This is a genomic window from Pelomonas lactea, from assembly GCF_043555885.1.
Lineage (GTDB): Bacteria > Pseudomonadota > Gammaproteobacteria > Burkholderiales > Burkholderiaceae_C > Pelomonas > Pelomonas lactea.
The window spans coordinates 266,094-287,504 of record NZ_JBIGHX010000003.1 but is presented as its reverse complement, the minus strand read 5'-3'; the positions used below and the strand labels follow the sequence as shown (position 1 = coordinate 287,504).

Below are 21,411 nucleotides of genomic sequence, written 5' to 3'. Positions count from 1 at the left end.
ACCTGTCACGATTTGACGGCGTGACCCCGGGATGGCCGTGGCAGACTGGCGCATTACCCGTCCCCGCGCCGCGCCATGTCCGACAACACCCCCGCTGCCCTCGACCACGCCATCCTGCCCGGCGTCGCCCTCGGATACTCGCCGGTCATCGATCGCCAGCACGGCATTGCCGGCACGCGGCTCACGCTGGTGCCGCTGCGCCCCGACGTCAAGGTCGACCACGCGGAACTGCTGGCCGCCCTGTCGGCCACCTTCCCCAAGGGCGGCACCGTGCTCAGCCCGCAGGGCGAGGCGCTGCTTGGCGCGTTGCTGGCCCAGCCGCCCGCCGAGGCCAGCACCATCGAGGTGCCGGCCTTCATCGCGTCCGATGCCGCCCACGCCGACGCCATCGCCGCGCTCAAGGGCGCCGGCCACCGCGGCCTGCTCAAGGGCCTGCCCACGGCACCGCTGCCAGCCGGCGTCGCCGCCGCCTTCAAGCAGGTGGCGCTGGACGCCGGCCAGCCCGCACCGGCCGGCATTGAGCTCGTGCGCAGCGGCCTGCGCGGCGCCGAGGCCATCGACGACGCTTTCCAGGCTGGCGCCACCGCCGTCATCGGCTGGCCCATGGACGGCCCCTATGAGGCCCTGCCCGGCGCCAAGACCGAGATCGCCGCCGACCTGCAGGTCATCATGGAGCTGATGTCGCGCGTGGACGAAGGCGAAGACGTCGAGCGCCTGGAGCAGACCTTGAAGCGCGACCCGAGCCTCGCCTTCAAGCTGCTGCGCTACATGAACTCCGCCGCCTTCGGCCTGCCGGTGGAGGTGTCCAGCTTCCGCCACGCCATCATGCTGCTGGGCTATGCCCGCCTCAAGCGCTGGCTGGCCCTGCTGCTGACGACGGCCAGCAAGGATCACAGCATGCGCCCCATCATGTATGGCGCCGTGCGCCGCGGCCTCATCATGGAAGAGCTGGCCGCCGGCATGGACGACCGCGAGCAACGCGACGAGATGTTCATCTGCGGCCTGTTCTCGCTACTTGACCACATGCTCAAGGCACCGTTCGACAAGCTGCTGCAGAGCATCCCCGTGCCCGAGCGCGTGCGCCAGGCGCTGGTGGAGAACACCGGCCCCTTCCTGCCTTATCTGCAGCTGGTGCAGGCCATCGAGGCCGAGAGCGTGTTCGACTACCGCGAGCGCGCCGACGCGCTGATGATCGGTGCCGGCGAGATCAACGCCTGCATGCTGCGCGCGCTGCACAAGGCTGCGCAACTCGAATGAGACGGCGCCCCTCGCCCAATCTCGCGCCGCTGAACGCGGGCGAGCCTGGTCGGTCCCCCGAGGGGACAAGGCTGCCCGCGGCATCGAGCCGCGTGCAGCCTCGGACGGGCCGGCTTGGGGCGGCCCGGCGCCCGGCCCGGAATCCTGCGCCACCTGCATTGACTGACGTGCTCGACGCCGCCGGCTGAACGATGTTCAGCCCGCCCGCCTCCGCCGCGCTGCTGGAGCTCATCGGCGACCCGGTGCTGACGCTGCGCGCCGACCTGTCCGCGCTGCGCGCCAACCCGGCCGCGCGCGAATGGCTGGGGGGTGACGCCGTCGAAGGCTGGCGGCTGCTGCGTCAGGCCGCCGGCAGCCGGCTTGAGAACTGGCTCCGCGAAGCGGCGCACGCTGTCGAGACCGGCCGCCCGCCGCCGCCGGCACCGCCGCTGAAGCTGGCCGACGGCCAGCGCGTCACGCTGCACCTGCTGCGCGACCGCCCCAACTGGCTGCTGCATGCGCGGCTCAGCACCGCCGACACGGGCGAGCCGCCGCTGGTGGAGTGGCTGGCCCTGTCACCGCAGCCCGCCGCGCTGGCCGACGCCGGCAGCGGCGCCTTGCTGCGCCGCAACGCCGCGTTCGATGCGCTGTGCCCCGGCTCGCCGCGCCACCTCAACGACCTGCCCGACCTGCTGCAGGCGCTGCTGGGCTGGCACCGCGGCGCGCCGCTGGCGGCGCTGACCGCGCAGCGCCTGCAGGACCCGCCGCTGCTGACCGAGGCCGAGTTCGTCGACCCACAGGGCCGCCACCGCTGGCTGCAGGCGCGGCTGCGGCTGTGGCGCCGCGACGGCCGCGCGCTGCTGCTGGTGCTGCTGGAAGACCACAGCATCGAGCACGAACGCGACCTGGCCCACCACCAGCTCGACGCGCTGATGGACACCGCCGCCGTCGGCCTGGCCACCTTCCAGCCCGAAGCCGGCTGGCTCAAGCCCCCCACCCGCAAGGGTTCGCCGTTCAAGGCCGGGCCAAAGCAGCCTGTAGCGTCGCTGCAGGGCATCAGCCGCGACATCGTCGACCCCGCGTCGCTGCCCGAGTTCGAACGCCTGCAGCGCGCGCTGAAGAAGGGCGACGCCGTCGAGGTGCGCTACGCGGTGCGTCACCCCGAGCTGGGCCGGCGCTGGCTGCTGACGCGCGTGGCGCCGGGCCTGCTGGCCGGCGGGCGGCGCTCCACATCCGTCGTCACGCTGGACGTCACCGCGCAGGCCCAGGCCGAGAACGCGCTGCTGCTGCGCGCCGAGAGCGAGCGCGCCGTGCTGGACTCGGTGCTGGTGGGCATCGTCACCGTGGGGCCGGACGGCATCGAATGGATGAACCGCTCGGCGCGGCGCATGTTCGGCTGCGAGCTGGACGACGTGCTGGGCCGCCCCATGGGCGTGCTGGCACCCGACGACGACGACCACGCCTTCCACGCCGAGCCGGGCAGCGACGTCTTCGAATGCAAGCTGCGCGGCCGCGACGGGCGCGAGTTCTGGGTCATCGGCAACGCCGTGCAGACGCCGCGCGAGGACGGCGGCCTGCAAACCACCTACGCGCTGCTGGACATCGACCGCCGTCGCCAGGCCGAGGCGCAGAGCCGGCTGGCGCAGGCCTCGCTGGCCCGCATCATCGAGGGCGCGCCGCTGGCCATCACGCTGCACGAGGCGCAGAGCCTGCGCATCGTCAAGCTCAACCAGGCCGCCGCCGCGCTGGCCGGCCGGCCCGAGAACGCGCTGCTGGGCGGCACGCCGGCGCAGCTGTTCGGTGACGAACAGGGCGCGCGCGTCGTGGCCGACATGCGCGAGGCGCTGGCCTCGCAGGCCGTCGTGCAGCGCGAGTACCCCGTGCCCGCCGGCGCCGCCACGCGCATCTGGGATGCGCGGCTGCTGCACCTCGCCGGCGTCGGCGGCGACGACACGCCCGAGCTGCTGCTGATGGTGGCCAGCGACGTGACCGAACAGCGCGCCGCCGAACAGGCGCGGCTGCAGGCCGCCATCTCGCAGCGCGAGCTGCTGGTGCGCGAGGTGCACCACCGCATCAAGAACAACCTGCAGGGCGTGGCGGGGCTGCTGCAGCAGATCGCCGTGCGCCGGCCCGAGGTCGCCCCCGTGCTCAAGGAGGCCGTGGGTCAGGTGCAGGCCATCGCGCAGGTCTACGGCCTGCAGGTGGGTGCCACCGGCCCGCTGGTGCTCAAGCGCGTGTTCGACGCCATCGTCGGCTCCGTGCAGCGCATGCAGGGCCGCGTCATCACGACCGCCGCCGAGGGCGGCGCGCTGCTGGAGGACTGGTGCCTGCCCGAGGCCGAGGCCATCCCCATCGCGCTGAGCCTGAACGAGCTGCTGGGCAATGCGCTGCGCCACAGCCACGACGCGCAGGTACGCTGCCAGCTCATCTGCGACACCACCGGCGTGACCGTGGAGATCGTCAACCCCGGGCGGCTGCCCGACGGCTTCCAGCTGCAGAACGTCAGGAGCGGCGTGTCGGGCCTGGGCCTGGTGCGCGCACTGCTGCCGCGGCGCAGCGCCATCCTCAGCCTGGAACAGCAGGGCGACGACGTCGTTTGCCGCCTGGAATTGATTCCGCCAAGCGTGGTTCACAATCCGGCCATAAAACCAAGTTCTTAATGGTCGAACGAGGGGCGCGGTGAGCAAGGGCAAGATCCTGGTCGTCGATGACGACCGACTGGTGTTGGCGACGCTGAGCTACGGGCTCACGCAGGCCGGCTTCGAGGTCATCGACGCCGACAACGGCGACGACGCCATCCTGCTGGCCCGCGAACACCGGCCTGAACTCGCGCTGCTGGACATCCGCATGGAAGGCCTGACCGGCTTCGACGTCGCAGCCTACCTGCGCGAGTACCTGCAGACGCCGTTCATGTTCCTGTCCGCCTTCGCCGACGAGGCGACGGTGGCCAAGGTCAAGGAGCTCGGCGCCGTGGCCTACCTCGTCAAGCCGCTGGACATCTCGCAGATCGTGCCGGCCGTGGAGGCCGCGTTCGCCCGCACGGGCACACCGCCCCCGGCGCCTGCTCCCGTTGCCGCCCCGCCGTCCGAGCTGCCGCACGCCCTGGACCCCACCGCGCTGGCCGTGGGTGTGCTGATGCACCGCTACTCGCTGCCCCGCGACGAGGCGCTGACCCGCCTGATGAGCCTGGCCGCCGCCGACGGCCACAGCCTGCCGGAGCAGGCGCGGCGCATCGTCGACGCCGTGGAGTTGCTGGCTCGCCCAGGCGCCAGATAGGCCCCTCGCCCAGTCCTGCGCCGCTGAACGCGGGCAGGCCTGGTCGGTCTTGCAGACCGCGCTGCGGCAGTGCCGCAACCCTTCGGCAGGCACATCCCGCCCACTGGGCGCGATGTGTCCGGCCTCAGCCCCCGAGGGGACGGCGATGCTTGCGGCATCGAGCCGCAAGCACATCGCCATGGCGGGCCGGCTTGGGAGCGGCCCGGCGCTCGGCTCGCAATACGGGCGTCAGCCCAAGGTGAAGTAAAAGCGGGAACCCTCGCCGACCGCGGACTCGGCCCAGATGTCGCCGCCATGGCGGCGCACGATGCGGCGCACCAGCGCCAGACCCACGCCGGTGCCCTGGAAGTCGCTGGCGCTGTGCAGGCGCTGGAACACGCCGAACAGCCGCTCGGCAAAGCGCATGTCGAAGCCGGCGCCGTTGTCCGACACGACGAAGGCGCGGCGCCCGCCCTGCTCGCAGCTCGCGAAGCGGATGCGCGCGCAGTCGACCTTGGCGCTGTACTTCCACGCGTTGCCCAGCAGGTTCTCCAGCACCATGCGCAGCAGCGTCGGGTCGCCCTGCACCACCAGGTCGGGCTCGATGTCCAGTTCGAGCTCGCGCTGCGGCGCGCTGCGGCGCAGTTCCTCCATGACATAACCCGCCTGCTGCGACAGGTTGACCGGCTGGGACGCCAGCGGCCGCGTGGACAGCTGGGAGAGCGACAGCAGCGCGTCGATCATGCTGTTCATGCGCGCCGCGGCGCTCATGACCCGGTCCAGGTGGTCGTTGCCGACGCGGTCCAGCCGCGAGCCGTAGTCTTCCTTCAGGATGCGGGCAAAGCCTTCCACGACGCGCAGCGGCGCGCGCAGGTCGTGCGACACCGAATAGCTGAAGGACTCCTGCTCCACAGCCAGATCCTGCGGCATCGGGGCCGGCGCGGGCGCCGGCGCGACCTCGTCGGGCCGCGCCGTGCCCACGTAGCCGGCGAAATGCCCCTGCGAATCGATGCACGGCAGCCCGCGCAGCCGCCAGCGCGTGACGCCGTCGACGGCCGGGACGAGCAGCTCGGCGAACGGCTGGTGGGCCTGCACGCGCTCGCGCAGTTCCTGCCCCGGCTCAGTGGCCGCGAAGCGCTCCCACAGCAGCTGCGTGCTCAGGCTGGCGCCCACCCAACTGGAGGCCGGCCCACCCTGAGGCGCCTGCCAGCGCACGAGCCGGTGGGTGGCGTCCGTGGCCCATTGCCAGTCGCGCTGCAGCTGGGCCTGCATCAGCAACTGCTGGCGCGCCTCGCGCAGCGGCTCGGCCAGGCGCTGCCGCGTCAGGCGCACGCCGGCATGCCAGCCCAGCGCGGCGGCCACCAGCACCAGGACACCGGTGAAGAATGCCGTCAGCACGAGGGCTGCATGCACGAGGCCGACCTCGCCGCCCCACACCCGCATCAGCGCCAGCACGACCAGCGCGCCGAGCAGCAGCATCAGCAGCGCAGCACCGGCCAGCCCCGCCACCACCAGCCGCATCGACGGTCGCCGCTCCAGGCGGCGCGAAAGCGCGCTGTGGTCGCTCAGGCTGTTCATGCGCGAGATTGTAGGCAGCGGCCCACCGTGCCCCGGTGCAGATGCACCACGGTGTTTGCCCCGCCGAATCTGTGCATTCCTTCGCGTCAGCCCCCCCACCCGCCCGCGCTACATTTGCGGGATACCCCGTGTCCAGTTCTCCATGACCGCGCAACCACCCGCCGACCTGCTCGATCCCGAGGCGATACGACGCCTGCGCGAGCTCGACCCGAGCGGCGGCAACAAGCTGCTGGAACGGGTCGTTGCCGCCTTCGGCAGCTCGCTGGAGCGGCTGCTGCCCGATCTGGCCCGGGCGCGCGAGGGCGACACGCTGGATCTCGTCGCCATCCGGCACGTCAGCCACACGTTGAAGTCGTCTTCCGCCAGCCTGGGCGCGATGGCGCTGTCGGCGCGTTGCGCAGACATCGAAACCCTGGCCCGCGAAGGCCGCAGCGAGGGCATGCAGGAACAGTTGGACGCTATGCTCCAGGACATCCAACGGGTACGCGCGGCGCTGGCCGCGCTGCTCTGACTCGCCGCCCATGCTGCCCACCGGTCAAGCCCTCGACGATCTGCCGTCAAGCCCGCGCGTGCTGCTGGTGGATGACGACGAGGTCAACCTGCTGCTGACGGCAGCCGCCCTGCGTGAACGCGGCTTCGAGGTGACCGAGGCGTCCAGCGGCAGCCAGGCGCTGGCCCAGCTGTCCGTGCGTGCGCCCGACGTCGTCGTGCTGGACGCGCTGATGCCCGAGCTGGACGGCTTCGAGACCTGCTCGCTGCTGCGTGCCACGCCCGGCTTCGAATCCCTGCCGGTGCTGATGCTGACCGGCCTGGACGACGAGGCCTCCATCAACCGCGCCTACCAGGCCGGCGCCACCGACTTCTTCGTCAAGTCCTCGCAGTGGAGCCTGCTGGACGGCCGGCTGCGCTACCTGCTGCGCAGCTCGCGCACGCGCCACGAGCTGGAGCGCAGCAAGGCCAAGCTGGCCCGCGCCCAGGACCTGGCGCGCATGGGCAGCTTCGAGTGGCGGCGCGACGTACCCGGCAGCTTCACGATTTCGGCCGAGGGCCTACGCGTGTTCGGCCGCGGCCCGCAGGACCGGCTGGATTTCCTCAGCGTGCTGCGCATGGTGCCGTCGGACGACCGCCACGTGTTCCTGCGGCTGCTGCGCGACGTCATCGCCCATACCTCCGTCCTGATCACCGATCTGCCGCTGACGTTGCCTGACGGCCGCCAGCGGGTCGTGCACATCGAAGCCGAGCCCGAGTTCAGCGACCAGGGCATCGTCAGCGGCTACACGGGCATCCTGCAGGATGTGACGGACCGCCGCCAGGCCGAGGATCGCATCCGCCAGCTGGCGCATTTCGACGCCCTCACCGGCCTGCCCAACCGCCGCCAGCTGATCTGGCGCGTCGAGCGCGCCATCGAGAGCGCGCGCCGTGGCGGCCACGAGGTGGGCCTGCTGCTGATCGACCTGGACCGCTTCAAGGTCATCAACGACACGCTGGGCCATGCGGCCGGCGACGAGCTGCTGATCGAGGTCGGCCGGCGCCTGCGCAGCTGCGTGCGCCATTCCGACCAGATCATGGAAGGCGTGCTCGAAGGCCTGGGCAACCGCAGCCACCGCGGCCTGGAGGCCGTGGGGCGCCTGGGCGGCGACGAGTTCGTCGCGCTGCTGCCGGAGGTCGCGGATGAGCGCGACGCCGAGCGCGTCGCCCAGCGCGTGCTGGATGCGCTGCGCGAGCCCATCTTCGTCGGCGGCCAGGAATGCTTCGTCACGGCCAGCGTGGGCATCGCCATCTACCCGCGCGACGGCCAGACCATGGCCGACCTGCTGCGCAACTCCGACGTCGCGATGTACGCCGTCAAGAGCCAGGGCCGCAACGCCTCGGCCGTCTACTCGCCGCAGCTGGCCGGCCACGGCAAGCAGAAGCTGGAGCTGGAGAGCGCGCTGCACAAGGCGCTGGAGCGCAACGAGATCGTGCTGCACTACCAGCCCAAGATCGACGTGCGCGCTGCGCGCATGGTGGGCGCCGAGGCGCTGATGCGCTGGCAGCGCGGCAACGTGCTGGTGCCGCCGGCCGACTTCATTCCGCTGGCCGAGGAAACCGGCCTCATCGTGCCGCTGTCCGAATGGGCGCTGAAGGAAGCGGCGCGCCAGGCCAAGCTGTGGTCGCTGCAGTTCGGCTTCGCCGATTCCATCGCCGTCAACCTGCCCAGCCGCCTGTTCGAGCGCACCGATCTGGTCGAGCACATCCATCAGTGCGTCAGCGCCTACGGCGTGCCGCACCGGTCCATCCAGCTCGAAATCACAGAAAACAACCTGATGAAGGACCTGCAGAACGTCATCCCGTCTCTGCACCGGCTCAACGAGGTGGGCGTCGAGATCTCCATCGACGATTTCGGCACCGGCTACTCGTCCCTCGCCTACCTGACCACGCTGCCCATTTCCGAGGTCAAGGTGGACCGCACCTTCGTGCGCGACCTGGGCATCACGCCGCAGAGCTCGGCCGTTGTCACCGCCATCATTGCGCTGGCGCGGGCCCTGGGCCTGCGCGTCATCGCCGAGGGCGTGGAGACGCTGCGGCAGATGGAAGTGCTGCACCGTCTGGGCTGCTCGCTGATGCAGGGCTTCCTGTTCAGCAAGGCGCTGCCCGCGGACGAGCTGGAGCGCTGGATCGCCCAGACCGTGCTGCCGCGCAAGGCGCCGTGGATCACCCAGGCCGACAGCACCGCGGACCTCGCCCGCGGCCAACGCTAACAACCAACCGACTCACCGATGCGCTCTACCCTTGCGCCAGCCCAGCTCGCCAAGGCGGCGCTGCAACGCCTGGCCCAGGCCCGGCTTGAACCCACGCCCGAGAACTACGCCCGCGCCTATGCCATCGAGGCAGGCGGCGAACCTGCCTCGGCCGCCAGCAGCGCGATCCCGGAGAAGCTGCAGCAGCTGATGTTCCGGCTCATCAGCCTGGCGCTGCCGTCGGGCGCCACGCGCCAGGAACTGCAGACGGCGCTGCGCGAGCAGCGCCTGGACGAGTTGCAGCGCCAGGTCGACCGGCTGCTGGACACCGCGAGCCCCGGCGCGCAGGCCGAGGCGCTGGCGCAGGCCATCGAGCGCCTCGTGCGCGGGCTGGAGCGCGGCGGCCGGCACTGGACGCTGGCGCGCAAGAAGGACGGCATCAACCGCGTGCTGGAGCTCAGCCGCGCCGACAGCGGCAAGCTCGTCAAGCGCCTGTCGCAGCTCATCACCAGCTGGGACAAGGACGGCGACGGCAGCGAGGTCGAGACCGATGACGACGGCGGCACGTCCAGCCAGCTGTTCGCCGACAGCGCCTTCGTGGACTCGGACTTCCGCGACAGCAGCGGCTTCGGCGAGGCCAGCCGCACCGGCCTGCGCGACGCGCCCGCCACCGATCTCACCCCGTGGCACGACGTCAGCGGCGAGCTCAACGGCACCGTGCGCCACGCGCTGCGCTCGGCGCAGACCGAGGCCACGCCGGCCGACGCGTTGATGCGCGACCTGGAGGCTGCGCAGGACGAACTCAGGCTCGGCGGCGCCAGCCCCGAGCGCGTCACGCAGATGGCCGCGCTGTGCCTGCGCGCCCGCCACCTGCTGGACCACCGCCGCCACCTGTTCGACGAGCTGGGCGGCCTGTGCCGCGAGCTGTCGTCCAGCCTCGTGGACCTGGCTGAGGACGACTCCTGGGCGCTGGGCCAGGCCGAGGCCATGAGGAACACGCTGGCGCAGGGCCTGTCGGGACGCGGCGTGCGCACGGTGTCCGAGCTGCTGGCCGGCACGCGCGATCGCCAGCGCACGCTGCGCGACGAGCGCTCCAAGGCGCGCGACGCGCTCAAGGGGCTGATCCAGCGGATGCTGTCCGAGCTGGGCGAGCTGGGCCAGCACACCGACCGCTTCCAGAACAGTGTCGGTCGCTACGCCGACGCCATCGAGCGGGCCGACTCGCTGGAAAGCCTGGCCGGCACCGTGCGCGAGATGGTGGAGGAGAGCCGCAGCGTGCAGGGCCTCGTCGCACAGACTCAGCAGCGGCTGACGCTGGAGCATGACCGCGCCACCGCACTGACACAGCGCGTGGAGGAGCTGGAGGGCGAGCTGCGCCGGCTGTCCAACGAGGTGCACACCGACCAGCTCACGCAGGTGGCCAACCGCCGCGGGCTGATCCAGGCTTTCGGCATCGAGCAGGCCAAGGCCGAGCGCGAGGCCACGCGCGTGGCGCTGGCGCTGCTGGACATCGACAACTTCAAGAAACTCAACGACAGCCTGGGCCACCACGCCGGCGACATCGCGCTGAAATCGCTGGCCGAGCGCACGCAGGCCTCGCTGCGGCCCGGCGACATGGTGGCGCGCTACGGCGGCGAGGAGTTCGTGCTGATGCTGCCCAACACGCCACTGGACGAAGCCCAGCAGGTGCTCGTGCGGCTGCAGCGCTCGCTGTCGTCGGCGCTGTTCAACCATGATGGCAAGGACGTGTTCGTCACGTTCTCGGCCGGCGTGACGCTGTACCGGCCCGGCGAGACGCTGGAGGCTGCGCTGGATCGCGCCGACGTGGCGCTGTACGAGGCCAAGCACACCGGCAAGAACCGGGCTTGCATCGCCGAATGACCGGCGCAGGGCCTGGCTGGCTGCCACCCGCCGGCGTGCTGGCCGCGCTGTTGGCAGCGCCTGGCGCCGCTCATGCCCAGGCCGCCACCATGGTGCCGCTGTGCTTCACCGACTTCCCGCCCTACGTCAGCGCCGATCTGCCCGACGGTGGCAGCCTGGGCGCGCTGGCGCGGCGCGCCTTCACGGCCGCCGGGCTGACGGTGCAGACCATCAAGGCGCCATGGGCACGGGCCTACACGATGGCGCGCAACGGCGAATGCCTGCTGATGGCCGTGTGGCGAAATGACGAGCGGGATGCGCTGCTGCGCTACTCACTGCCCGTGGCGCGCATGCAGCTGGGCTTCTTCGTGCGCGCCGAGCGCGGCACCGAGCCACTGGCCGCGGACGCGCAGGTGGCGGTGGAGCGCGGGGCCTACCTGCCTGCCGAACTGGCCGGCGGCAGCTACCGCCTCCACCCTGTCGTCGACCGGCGCCCGGCGCTGCAGTTGCTGAAGCTGGGCCGTGTCGACGCCGTGTTCTCCGAACGCGCGTCCTTCGAGTACCTGCTGGCGCGCGATGCGATGACGGAGCTGCGCTGGCTGCCCCCGGCCGTCGAGCTGAAGACCACCTACATGGCCCTCAGCAAGCACCATCCGCATGCGGACGCGTGGCTGGAGCTGCTGAACCGCGAGATCCGGCTGTCGGTGAAGAACTGAGCGTCAGAAGTTGAACGCCAGCCGCAGGCCACCCCAGTGCCGGCCGTTAACGACGATGGGTGCCGTCGCCTCCTTGAGCACGACGAAGCGGCCGCCGCCCATGTCGCGGCGATAGGTCTGGAGCAGGAAGGGCCGCGTGTTGCGCGCCGAGGCCAGGCCCGTACGGTCGTTGAAGATGCGACGGTAGCGGCTGTTGGCCGTGTTCCAGACCGTGTCACCCGGGCGCTGCGGCTGGCAGTACTTGCGGTTGTGGGTGGCGATGTAGCCGTTGCGGTCGGCCGCGATGCAGAAGACGATCTTGTCGCTGAAGCCCAGCGCCTTCTCCTGCACGGCCGGGAACAGCTTGTCGCCCAGCGCGCAGAAGCGCGTCGTGTGCTGCTGCGGGTTAGTGCCGTCGATGGGGCGGTACTGCTCGTCGAAGAGGTCGGCCTCGCTGATCTGGCCGTTGCGCAGCGCGTCCTCCAGCAGCGCGCCGATCTCGGCCGCCGCCGACTGCGCAGTGCGGATGAAGGGCATGTCGTCGACCTCGACGCCGCTCTCGGCGATCTGCTCGATCAGTTCCTCGGACATGCGCAGGAAGCGGTCGCTGCCATCGAACGCGACCTTGAGGCCATGGGTGGCCTCGGACACCTCACGCTCCAGCTCGTGCGCACGCTCATTGAGCAGGCTCATCTGCTGGCCGCTGTCGGCGGCGGACGCCGAGATGCGCTGCACGTCCTGCTCCACCTCGCTGAACGCGGCATGGATCTGGCTGGGCTTGGCGGCGTTCTCGGTCAGCTCGGTGCTGAAGCGGTCGATGCGATCCTGCAGCGTCGCGATGGCGGTGACGATGGCCTTGGACGACGACTCCACCTGGCCCGCCAGCGCCTTGACGGCCTCGGCAACGACGGCGAAGCCGCGCCCTGCGTCGCCCGCATGCTTGGCCTCGACAGCCGCATTGAACGCGACCAGCCGCGTCTGCAAGGAAATCTTGGTGATCTCGGCCGCCGCGTCCGACACCTGGGCCAGCGTGGCGGACATGCCCACCACCTCACCGCCGACGACGCCCAGAGCGCCGCGCGCGCGCTGAACCGCAGCCGCGCTCTGGGCGGTGGCGGTGGCGATGGATCGCTGGGCCTCGCCAATCTGGCTGAGCTGACGGGCCAGCGCCTGCATCGCCTGGCTCTGAGCCTGCACGACGCGCTGCGTGTCTTCGAGCGCGCCGCGCACTTCGGCGGCGTCCTTGCCCACGGTGGAGATGGAGCGGGACAGGCGCTTGACGACGTTCAGCGCGGCACCGTCCTCACGGCGGCCTCCCTCTTCACGCGGCGTGACGGCAGCCGCGGCGGTCGAATAGCCGGCCTTCTTCCATCCGAACATGCGCTTGTCCCCTGCTTATGAGCTGGGGCAGCTGCCGTCGGCGTGCCCCGCGATTCACCAGTCACGCAGCTTAACGCGCAACCTTGCGATGGACTGGCTGTGCAGTTGACAGACGCGCGACTCCGTGACCTTGAGCACGGCTGCAATCTCTTTGAGATTCATGTCGTGCTCGTAGTACATGCTCATCACGAACTGCTCGCGCTCGGGCAGGTTCTTGATGGCGGCCACCAGCGCCTCCCGCATGCGATGGTCCTGCAGCAGGGCGACGGGGTTGCTGGCCTCATCGGCCACGTGGCGGTCGAGGTAGTCCTCGTCGCCCTCGTCGCCGGACATGTCTTCCAGGTAGACCAGTTGCGTGCCGCGCACCTTGCCGAGCAGTTCCTGGTACTCCGCCAGCGGCAGGCCCATCTCGGCGGCAATCTCTGCCTCGCTGGGCGCGCGTCCCAGGCGCTGCTCGACCTTGTGGACGGCGGCCTCGATCTCGCGCTGCTGGCGGCGCGTGCCGCGGCTCATCCAGTCGCCGCCGCGCAGCTCGTCGAGCATGGCGCCGCGGATGCGCTGCGTCGCGAAGGTCTCGAACTGCACGCCCTGCCCCGCATCGAAGCGCGACAGCGCGTCGGTCAGGCCGATGAGGCCGACCTGGATGAGGTCGTCCACCTCCACGTTGGCCGGCAGCTTGGCGATCATCTGGTGCGCCAGGCGTCGCACCAGCGGGCTGTACTGCTTGATCAGCGTGCTGTTGTCGAGGCGGCCTTTGGGCGTGTACATCGTGAACTCCGGCAGTTCAGTGTGCTGCGAGGAACGGTGACGACACCGCGCGCGCCGGGCGCAGCGGAGTCGCATCAGAGGCGGCGTCCAGCGCCGAGCCGGGCGGCGACGCCAGCAACAGCTCGCGGGCCAGGTGACGCAGCTCGGGCGTCAGCGGCGCATGCTGGGAGGCGCGGGGGTCTAGGCAGGCCCAGTCGCGCAGCACCGCGCCGAGGAAGCCGTCGGCGCAGGAATGAAGCTGTTGCGCGATGCGGGTGGCCACGCGCAGCTGGGGATGGCAGGCCATCAGCAGACTGTAGACCATCAGCCCGGCGCGTTGTGTGAGCCATTTCATGCCCGCGTACGCCTCGGTGACGCTCAGCGGGTCGGTGTCGGCCAGCAGCAGCGGCCGCACCTCGCGCGACGCGACGACGCGCGCCAGTTCGGACGCGGGCGCGTGCAGCAGGATGACGTCGGCCTCGGGCGCCGCGGCGGCCACCGCTTCCAGGAAGGCCGCGGCCGAGCCCTGGGCATTGATGTGACGCAGCGGCAGGCCACGCGCCGCCAGGTACGAGACCCGCGGCGACAGCCGCTCGATGCAGTTGGACAGGTCCACCTGCGCCAGCTCCGACGGTGCCGGGGAGTGCTCGCCGGCGTCGACCACCAGCGTCTGCAGGTTGAGCTCGGCGAAGGCCGCACACAGACCTTCCAGCAGCACGCCGGCGCCCATCACGCGCGGGTTGCTGACGACCGGCACGAAGCGCGTCTTGGAGGCCGCGAACAGGCGGCGCAAACCGTGGGCTTGATCCATCATGTTTGCCCCTCGTCCAAGGAGGACCTTGGCCGGGACCGCTCTGCGGCCAGTGGCCGCAGAGCTTCGGCAGGCACAGGACGCCCGCTGGGCGCCCTGTGTCCGGCCTCAGCCCCCGCGGGGACGGCGATGCTTGCGGCATCGAGCCGCAAGCACATCGCCATGACGGGCCGGCTTGGGAGCGGCCCAGCGCTCGGCCCGCTCAAATGAAGAGGTGTCGTCGACATCAGTGGATGGCCCTCAGGCCGGCGTCGGTCAGCGGCGCGCCGGCGAAGATCAGGTTCACGTCGGTGTTGTCCATGCGCCAGGCGCCGGCGGCGGGGCTCTTCAGCGCGCGCTGCACCAGCGCCACGCTGGGCAGGCGGTGCCAGTCTTCCGGCACGCGCTGGCCGTTGGCCACACCCAGCACCTTGAGCTTGTGGCGGATCAGCGTGTCCAGCGCCGGGGCCAGCTTGACGGCCTCGTCGATCTTGCTGAGCACGACGCCTTCGCAGGCCGCGCCCTTCCAGGCGCCGACGACGTCTTCAATCGTCTCGCCCTGCTGCGCGGCGTTGATGACCAGCAGCTTCTTGATGCTGGGGTGGGCCAGCATCTCGAGCAGCTCCTGCGTGCGGCTGTCGCGCTGGGCCATGCCGGCGGTATCGATGAGCACCAGCTTCTTGCTGGCGAGCAGGTCCAGCAGGTCGTCCAGCGACGCGCGGTCGTGCGCGGTGTGCACCGGCACGCCGAGGATGCGGCCGTAGGCGCGCAGCTGCTCGTGGGCGCCGACGCGGTAGGCGTCCAGCGTAATCAGGCCGAGCTGGCCGGCACCGTATTTGGTGGCGAAGTGGGCGGCCAGCTTGGCGGTGGTCGTCGTCTTGCCGACGCCGGTGGAGCCGATCAGCGCGAACACGCCGCCGCGGTCCTCGATGGCCGGGGCGGCCTCGTCGGTCTGCAGATTGCGCGACAGCACGTGGGCGGCCCAGGCGGTCTCGTCGGCGGGGTCATGGGGCGAGCCGGCCTTGAAGTCGGACGGGCAGCTCTCGGCCAGCTTGCGCACCAGCGCGGGCGAGAAGCCCAGCTCCAGCAGCTTCTGCGTCAGGCGCGCCTGCACGGGCTGGCGCTGCAGCTTCTCCATGAAGGCCAGCGACGAGAAGCGCTCCTCGATGAGGCCGCGCATCTGGCGCAGCTCGGCGGCCATGTCCATCTGGTTGCGCTGGGACGCGGTGGGCTGGCCGGGCAGCGGCTGCGGCTCCATGCCGGCGCCCTGGCCGATGTCACCGAGCTGCGGCACCGCGCGCTGCGTCGCGGGCACGGCAGCGGTGGGGATGCGGATTTCGTCGCGCAGCACCGGCGGCATCGGGCGGGGCTGGGCCGGTGCCGGGCGCCGCGGGGCCAGCGCGGCCATCGCTTCGGCCGCGCGGCGCTCACGCTGGGCGCGCACGGCGTCCAGCGACACCGCTGGCGGCTGCTGCGGCGCGGGGGCCGGCTGCGACAGCACGGGGTCGGGCTGGCCGGCCATCTCGGCCTGGCGGCGGCGCAGCACGCGCTCGCGCACGTAGTCCTGGAAGCTCAGCGTGCTCATGGCCAGCTGCTCGACGTCGTTGCGCACCTCGGGCGCGCCGAAGCTGGGCTCCTGGCGCGAGCGCTCGGCAAAGCTGGCGCGCTGCGGCGGCTGGGCCGGTGCCAGCTGCGCGGCCGGGCGGGCCACGGTGCGCGGCGCGGTCTGGGCCATCTGCTCGATCTGGCCCATGCCTTCTGGCGCCATGGCCAGCACTTCCACGCCTTCGGGCACGTTCTTGTTGGACAGCACGACGGCGTCGGGACCGAAGGCCTGCTTGACGAGGGCAAGAGCTTCTCGCGATGTCCTCGCGGTGAATTTGCGAACGTTCATGGAGCCTCCTGCCGAGCCGCCTCAAAGGAGGCGAGCGCCCCCTCGGGGGGCAGCGAATGAATATGAGCGTGGGGGCACATCGGAGCCTCCTGCCGAGCCGCCTCAAAGGAGGCGGGCGCCCCCTCGGGGGGCAGCGATTGAATATGAGCGTGGGGGCACATCAAGCTGTACCTCCGATGATGGAGCCGATGCGGATGGTGTGGGTCTCAGGGATCTCGCTGTGGCCCAGCACCTTGAGCCGGGGCGCGGCGCGCTTGAGCAGGCGGGCCATGGGGGCGCGGATCAGGTCGGGCACCAGCAGCGTGGCGGGCACGCCGCGGTCTTCCTGCTTCTGGGCCGTCTCGGCCGCGCTGCGGGCCAGCGTGTCGGCCACGCCGGGGTCCAGCGCGGCGCCATGCGGCGAATTGAGGGCCTGGGTGACGAGGCGCTCCAGCTCCGGCTCCAGCGCGATGACGTCCAGCTCCTTCACGCTGCCGTAGATCTGCTGCACGATGGCCGGCGCGATGTGGGTGCGGATGCGGCGCGCCAGTTCCTGCGGGTCGGTCACGGCGGCGGCGTTCTCTGCCAGGCACTCGACGATGGAGCGCATGTCGCGCACATGCACGCCCTCTTCCAGCAGCAGCTGGAGGACTCGTTGCAGGGTGGCGATGCTGACCATCTTGGGAATCACGTCTTCGATCAATTGCGGCGCCTGCTTGGTGAGGTGCTCCACCAGCGCCTGCGTCTCCACGCGGCCCAGCAGCTTGGCCGCGTGCACTTGCATCAAGTGTGAAAGGTGGGTGGCCACGACGGTCGAGCAATCAACGACCGTAAACCCGTTCATTTGGGCCATCTCCTTCTGCCGCTCGTCGATCCACACGGCCGGCAGGCCGAAGGCCGGGTCGGTGGTCTGCGTGCCGATGAGCTTCTGCGTCGCGTGGCCCGGGTTGATGGCCAGCCACATGCCGGGGAAGGCCTCGGCCTCGCCGACGACCGCACCGCGCAGCGAGATGCGGTACTGGCTGGGCCGCAGCTCCAGGTTGTCGCGGATGTGCACCGGCGGCGGCAGGAAGCCGACCTCCTGCGCGAACTTGCGCCGCACGCCCTTGATGCGGGAGAGCAGGTCGCCCTCGCGGGTCTTGTCCACCAGCGTGATGAGGCGGTAGCCCACCTCCAGACCCAGCGTGTCCACCGGCACGAGGTCCTCCCAGCTGGCCTCGCCGGCGCCCTCGCTGGGCGGCATGATGGGCTTGACGGCCTTGGCGGCCTCCATCGCCTGCTCCTTGGCGCGCAGCCAGTACGCCAGATAGCCCAGGCCGGCCGCGATGAGCAGGAACACGACGTGCGGCATGCCCGGGATCAGCCCCAGCGCCCCGACGACGCCGGCGGTGATGGCGATGCTCTTGGCCGAGCCGAACACCTGCTTGCCGATCTGGCTGCCGATGTCCTTGTCCGTGCCCACGCGCGACACAACCATGGCCGCCGCCACCGAGATCAGCAGCGCCGGCACCTGCGCCACCAGCGCGTCGCCCACGGCCAGCAGGATGTAGCTGTTGGCCGCGTCACCAGCGGAGAGACCGTGTTGGGCGATGCCGATGATGAAGCCGCCGACGATGTTGATGGCCAGGATCAGCATGCCGGCCACGGCGTCGCCGCGCACGAACTTGCTGGCACCGTCCATGGAGCCGAAGAAGTCGGCCTCGTCGCCCAGCTCGGCGCGGCGGCGCTTGGCCTCGGCCTCGTTGATGAGGCCGGCGTTCAGGTCCGCGTCCACGGCCATCTGCTTGCCGGGCATGGCGTCCAACGTGAAGCGCGCGCCGACCTCGGCGATGCGCTCGGCACCCTTGGTCACCACGATGAAGTTGATGACGACGAGGATGGCGAAGACGATCAGGCCCACCGCGAAATTGCCACCGATCAGGAAATGGCCGAAGGCCTCGATGACCTTGCCGGCCGCGCCGGTGCCGGTGTGCCCCTCCAGCAGCACGACGCGCGTGGACGCGACGTTCAGCGACAGCCGCATCAGCGTTGTCAGCAGCAGCACGGTGGGGAAGGCCGCGAAGTCCAGCGGCCTCACCATGTTCGCTGCCACCATCATGACCATCACGGCCATCGCGATGTTGAACGTGAACAGCAGGTCCAGCGCGAACGGCGGCAGCGGCAGCACCATCATCGACAGCACCAGCAGCACGGCGATCGGCGCACCCAGAGCGGCGATGACGCCCGAGCGCGGGCCCAGCAGGGCTTGGAGTTTGGCGGTGAGCTGGTTCATGCGGCAGTTCGGGTCTCAGCCGCATTCTTCGCGGCGAGGCGCAAAACTTGAGTCGGAGTAGCGGCAGGAAAACCGCCCTGTTCGGGCGCCTGCCACCGTGACCTATTCCGCGAAGTCCTCGTCGGGCTCGGGCCGCCAGCCCGGCTTGTTGTGCGGGTCCAACTCGGGCGGCACATGCGGCTTGGGCATGTCCGGCCGGGCGACATGGCGAGAGGCCAGCGCGGCGCGCAGCTGGTACACATAGGCCAGCACCTGCGCCACGGCGCCGAACAGCGCGGCGGGAATCTCGTGGTCAACCTTGGCGTGCGCGTACAGCGCACGGGCGAGAACCGGCTGCTGCAACACGGGCACCTTGCTTTCCTTGGCTAGGTCGCGGATCTTCATCGCCAGCAGGTCGGCACCCTTGGCCACCACCTTGGGCGCAGACATCTTGCCTTCCTCGTACTTCAGCGCGACGGCGTAGTGCGTCGGGTTCATGACGACGAGGTCGGCCTGCGGCACGGCGGCCAGCATGCGGCGCTTGGCCATTTCGCGCATGCGGGCGCGCATCTTGGCCTTGACCTCGATGTTGCCCTCGACCTCCTTCATTTCCTGCTTCGCCTCTTCGCGCGTCATGCGCATGCGGCGCAGCCACAGCTGGCGCTGCAGTGGCACGTCGATGGCGGCGAACACCGCCAGCGCCAGGGCCAGCAGCCCCAGCCCTCCCATCAGCTGTCGGCCCGCGTAGGCCAGCGCCGACGGCAGCGGCACCGACATGATGCTGACGTAGGCCGCCAGCCGGTCCTTCAACGCCAGCGCACCGATGACACCCAGCACCAGCGCCAGCAGCACGGCCTTCAGCGCCGTGCCCAGGCCCTGGCCGGTGAACAGCCGCTTCAGGCCGCCCAGCGGGTTCAGGTGCGAGAACTTGGGCGCCAGCGGCTTCATCGTCCAGTTCCAGCCGCCGCTGGCGAGGTTGCTGGCGATGCCCACCAGCACCAGCAGCGCGGCGATGGGGCCCATGACCAGCGCGAAGTCCAGCGTCATCTCCACCAGACGCTCACCCATGAAGCCAGGCCGCGCCAGCAGCCGCGCATCGAAGTGCAGGCCGTGGATCAGCGTCTGGCGCAGCTTCTCGACGATCTGCGGCCCGCCGATCGCCAGCGCCGCGCCGCCCGCCACCATCATGGCGAAGTGCGGCAGGTCACGCGAACGCGGCAATTGCCCCTCCGCCCGGGATCTCTCGATCTTCTTGGGCGAGGCGGGTAGGTTGCGGTCTTGTGCGTCTTGGTCGGCCATGGCGGGGGCGCGCCGGGAAAGGCGCCAGGCAGGATTGTTGAGGGCCGCCCCCTGGCGCCTGAGCCTGAAAAACGGGCCGAAGCCCCCCCTGATCCACCACCGGGCGGCCAGCGACGCTCAAGGCGTGACCTTGACCCATCGCAGGCGCGACGTCGACCCGCGGTCACCCCGTTTTGCCGATCCAAGGCCGGGTCATCCCCGTGACGTAGACAACCCAGTCCACCACCGGGCGGCCAGCGACGCTCAAGGCGTGACCTTGACCCATCGCAGGCGCGACGGCGGCCCGCTGTCACCCCGTTTTGCCGATCCAAGGCCGGGTCATTCCCGTGACGTAGACGACCCGGCTGGCGGATTGCCCAGCGGGCAACGGTGTGCTGCTCCAGCCTCACGTCTGCCCACGGGCCCATCAGGTTCACCGTCGGTGAACGAAGGCATTTCCTTCACGCCGGGCAGCCGCCAACCCAGTGGCTGGCGTGCGTGAGCGCAGGCGGAAACCAGCGAGTGGAACGACGGATCGCCGGTCCTGGCCAGGTCGGGCGCCCCTCGTTCGCCAGGCTCACGCACGCCATTGCGTCTGGGATAGCGCCACGCCACCAAGCAAAACGGGGAGCGTGCAACACACGCTCCCCGTTCTTGTGGCGTTTGCCGGCCTCAGAACCCGAGGCTCGCGAGCAGGTCGTCGACCTCGCCCTGGTTGGTGACCACATCGGTGCGGCCCTCGGCGTTGACGACGGGGCCCTGCAGGATGGTCGGGTCAACCTTCTCGCGCTGCTCGGGCGGCACCACCTGCACCAGCAGCTTGACGAGGCTGTCCTCCAGATCGTTGGCCAGGTTCACGACCTTGGCAACCACCTGGCCGGTCAGATCATGGAAGTCCTGCGCCAACATGATGTCGGTCAGGTGGCTGTCGATGTTCTGTGTGCGGCTTTCAACGTCTTTGACGAAGTTCATCACCGCGCCGCTGGCGACGGCCCGCACCGGGTCGGCCACGATGGCTGCGGCCAGCTCCTTCGTCGCCTGGCTGATGCCGGCATGTTCAGCCTTGGCCTGGTCGACGGAGTTCAGCACCTTCTCGGCGGCGGCAGCCGTCTTGGTGGCGATATAGCTCAGGCGGCTGCGCGCATCGGGCAGGCCGTCGGTGGCCACCTGCAGCTTGGGCATGACGCCCAGGCGCTGCATGGTGTCATGCAGGGTGCGGGTGATGGTGCCGAGCTGCTGGAAGACCTCGGGCGAAACGAGCAACGGCTCCTGAGCCTTGGCCAATTGGTCCAGTTGATCCATCGACATGGCAGTCCCCTATTGTTTTGTTGTCAGGCGGCGGCAGCCAGCTTCTGCATGATCTTGAGAACCTTCTCCTCCAGCGTCGCCTTCGTGAAAGGCTTGACGATGTAGCCGGCCGCACCGGACTGGGCCGCCAGCACGATGTCTTCCTTGCGGGCTTCGGCCGTGACCATCAGCACCGGCAGGTGCTTGAGGTTGGGGTCTTCCTTGATGGCCTTCAGCAACTCGAAGCCCGTCATGTTGGGCATGTTGATGTCGCTGACGACGAAGTCGAACTTGGCGCCCTTGAGCATGTTCAGCGCTTCGACGCCGTCTTCGGCCTCTTCGCAGTTGTTGTAGCCGATCTCCTTCAACAGGCCGCGAACGATGCGGCGCATGGTGGAGAAGTCGTCAACGACCAGGAATTTCATGTCAGCGCTCATGGCGATCCTCTCTGTAGGCAGGCG

At 70.3% G+C, this 21,411-nt stretch carries 16 protein-coding genes; 7 read left to right on the top strand and 9 right to left on the bottom strand.

Features of this window, described 5'->3' with window-relative positions; all coding sequences use genetic code 11:
• Positions 1–75 precede the first annotated feature (75 nt).
• From ACG04Q_RS09830 to ACG04Q_RS09820, 3 genes are all read left to right on the top strand, one after another.
• Positions 76–1,257 carry an EAL and HDOD domain-containing protein gene (locus tag ACG04Q_RS09830; RefSeq protein ID WP_394510726.1) on the top strand — a complete coding sequence of 394 codons (1,182 nt, stop codon included), beginning with the start codon at positions 76–78 and terminating at the stop codon, positions 1,255–1,257.
• Positions 1,258–1,448: 191 nt separating this feature from the next.
• Positions 1,449–3,896 (top strand): sensor histidine kinase, encoded by a 2,448-nt coding sequence (locus ACG04Q_RS09825; RefSeq protein ID WP_394510725.1) that lies wholly within the window; start codon positions 1,449–1,451, stop codon positions 3,894–3,896.
• A gap of 19 nt (positions 3,897–3,915) precedes the next feature.
• Complete coding sequence (locus ACG04Q_RS09820) at positions 3,916–4,512, top strand: response regulator (RefSeq protein ID WP_394510724.1); 597 nt, start codon at positions 3,916–3,918, stop codon at positions 4,510–4,512.
• Between the two features lie 228 nt (positions 4,513–4,740).
• Here ACG04Q_RS09820 and ACG04Q_RS09815 read toward each other — a convergent pair whose 3' ends face one another.
• A complete protein-coding gene (locus tag ACG04Q_RS09815; protein WP_394510723.1) occupies positions 4,741–6,069 on the bottom strand; it encodes a sensor histidine kinase in 1,329 nt (442 codons plus the stop codon).
• A gap of 142 nt (positions 6,070–6,211) precedes the next feature.
• Here ACG04Q_RS09815 and ACG04Q_RS09810 point away from each other — a divergent pair, with 142 nt between their 5' ends.
• From ACG04Q_RS09810 to ACG04Q_RS09795, 4 genes are read left to right on the top strand one after another with little or no spacing between them, the layout of a single operon-like run.
• Positions 6,212–6,580, top strand: a complete 369-nt coding sequence (locus ACG04Q_RS09810; protein WP_394510722.1) for an Hpt domain-containing protein — start codon at positions 6,212–6,214, stop codon at positions 6,578–6,580.
• A 10-nt stretch (positions 6,581–6,590) separates the two neighbouring features.
• Positions 6,591–8,810 carry a putative bifunctional diguanylate cyclase/phosphodiesterase gene (locus ACG04Q_RS09805; protein ID WP_394510721.1) on the top strand — a complete coding sequence of 740 codons (2,220 nt, stop codon included), beginning with the start codon at positions 6,591–6,593 and terminating at the stop codon, positions 8,808–8,810.
• Between the two features lie 18 nt (positions 8,811–8,828).
• Complete coding sequence (locus tag ACG04Q_RS09800) at positions 8,829–10,670, top strand: GGDEF domain-containing protein (protein WP_394510720.1); 1,842 nt, start codon at positions 8,829–8,831, stop codon at positions 10,668–10,670.
• Positions 10,667–11,365 carry a substrate-binding periplasmic protein gene (locus ACG04Q_RS09795; protein ID WP_394510719.1) on the top strand — a complete coding sequence of 233 codons (699 nt, stop codon included), beginning with the start codon at positions 10,667–10,669 and terminating at the stop codon, positions 11,363–11,365. Before ACG04Q_RS09800 ends, ACG04Q_RS09795 begins: the two co-directional genes overlap by 4 nt.
• A gap of 3 nt (positions 11,366–11,368) precedes the next feature.
• Here the strand turns inward: ACG04Q_RS09795 and ACG04Q_RS09790 are convergent, their stop codons facing one another.
• From ACG04Q_RS09790 to cheY, 8 genes are all read right to left on the bottom strand, one after another.
• Positions 11,369–12,724, bottom strand: a complete 1,356-nt coding sequence (locus ACG04Q_RS09790; protein ID WP_394510718.1) for a methyl-accepting chemotaxis protein — start codon at positions 12,722–12,724, stop codon at positions 11,369–11,371.
• Positions 12,725–12,778: 54 nt separating this feature from the next.
• A complete protein-coding gene (locus tag ACG04Q_RS09785; RefSeq protein ID WP_394510717.1) occupies positions 12,779–13,492 on the bottom strand; it encodes an RNA polymerase sigma factor FliA in 714 nt (237 codons plus the stop codon).
• A gap of 16 nt (positions 13,493–13,508) precedes the next feature.
• Positions 13,509–14,285 carry a flagellar biosynthesis protein gene (locus ACG04Q_RS09780; protein WP_394510716.1) on the bottom strand — a complete coding sequence of 259 codons (777 nt, stop codon included), beginning with the start codon at positions 14,283–14,285 and terminating at the stop codon, positions 13,509–13,511.
• Between the two features lie 223 nt (positions 14,286–14,508).
• Entirely contained in the window at positions 14,509–16,155 is a 1,647-nt protein-coding gene (flhF, locus tag ACG04Q_RS09775) for a flagellar biosynthesis GTPase FlhF (protein WP_394510715.1), read from the bottom strand.
• Between the two features lie 160 nt (positions 16,156–16,315).
• On the bottom strand, positions 16,316–18,406 hold the full coding sequence (gene flhA / locus ACG04Q_RS09770; protein WP_394510714.1) for a flagellar biosynthesis protein FlhA: 2,091 nt from the start codon (positions 18,404–18,406) through the stop codon (positions 16,316–16,318).
• Between the two features lie 102 nt (positions 18,407–18,508).
• On the bottom strand, positions 18,509–19,684 hold the full coding sequence (gene flhB / locus ACG04Q_RS09765; protein WP_394510713.1) for a flagellar biosynthesis protein FlhB: 1,176 nt from the start codon (positions 19,682–19,684) through the stop codon (positions 18,509–18,511).
• Positions 19,685–20,335: 651 nt separating this feature from the next.
• On the bottom strand, positions 20,336–20,965 hold the full coding sequence (locus ACG04Q_RS09760) for a protein phosphatase CheZ (RefSeq protein WP_394511341.1): 630 nt from the start codon (positions 20,963–20,965) through the stop codon (positions 20,336–20,338).
• Positions 20,966–20,994: 29 nt separating this feature from the next.
• Positions 20,995–21,387 carry a chemotaxis response regulator CheY gene (gene cheY / locus ACG04Q_RS09755; RefSeq protein WP_119043331.1) on the bottom strand — a complete coding sequence of 131 codons (393 nt, stop codon included), beginning with the start codon at positions 21,385–21,387 and terminating at the stop codon, positions 20,995–20,997.
• Positions 21,388–21,411: the final 24 nt, after the last annotated feature.

Bases quoted from the DNA above. Each gene is read 5' to 3' on its own strand.
- ACG04Q_RS09830 (WP_394510726.1), top strand. From the start codon at position 76: ATGTCCGACAACACCCCCGCTGCCCTCGACCACGCCATCCTGCCCGGC.
- ACG04Q_RS09825 (WP_394510725.1), top strand. From the start codon at position 1,449: ATGTTCAGCCCGCCCGCCTCCGCCGCGCTGCTGGAGCTCATCGGCGAC.
- ACG04Q_RS09815 (WP_394510723.1), bottom strand. From the start codon at position 6,069: ATGAACAGCCTGAGCGACCACAGCGCGCTTTCGCGCCGCCTGGAGCGG.
- ACG04Q_RS09810 (WP_394510722.1), top strand. From the start codon at position 6,212: ATGACCGCGCAACCACCCGCCGACCTGCTCGATCCCGAGGCGATACGA.
- ACG04Q_RS09805 (WP_394510721.1), top strand. From the start codon at position 6,591: ATGCTGCCCACCGGTCAAGCCCTCGACGATCTGCCGTCAAGCCCGCGC.
- ACG04Q_RS09800 (WP_394510720.1), top strand. From the start codon at position 8,829: ATGCGCTCTACCCTTGCGCCAGCCCAGCTCGCCAAGGCGGCGCTGCAA.
- ACG04Q_RS09795 (WP_394510719.1), top strand. From the start codon at position 10,667: ATGACCGGCGCAGGGCCTGGCTGGCTGCCACCCGCCGGCGTGCTGGCC.
- ACG04Q_RS09790 (WP_394510718.1), bottom strand. From the start codon at position 12,724: ATGTTCGGATGGAAGAAGGCCGGCTATTCGACCGCCGCGGCTGCCGTC.
- ACG04Q_RS09785 (WP_394510717.1), bottom strand. From the start codon at position 13,492: ATGTACACGCCCAAAGGCCGCCTCGACAACAGCACGCTGATCAAGCAG.
- ACG04Q_RS09780 (WP_394510716.1), bottom strand. From the start codon at position 14,285: ATGATGGATCAAGCCCACGGTTTGCGCCGCCTGTTCGCGGCCTCCAAG.
- flhF (WP_394510715.1), bottom strand. From the start codon at position 16,155: ATGAACGTTCGCAAATTCACCGCGAGGACATCGCGAGAAGCTCTTGCC.
- flhA (WP_394510714.1), bottom strand. From the start codon at position 18,406: ATGAACCAGCTCACCGCCAAACTCCAAGCCCTGCTGGGCCCGCGCTCG.
- flhB (WP_394510713.1), bottom strand. From the start codon at position 19,684: ATGGCCGACCAAGACGCACAAGACCGCAACCTACCCGCCTCGCCCAAG.
- ACG04Q_RS09760 (WP_394511341.1), bottom strand. From the start codon at position 20,965: ATGGATCAACTGGACCAATTGGCCAAGGCTCAGGAGCCGTTGCTCGTT.
- cheY (WP_119043331.1), bottom strand. From the start codon at position 21,387: ATGAGCGCTGACATGAAATTCCTGGTCGTTGACGACTTCTCCACCATG.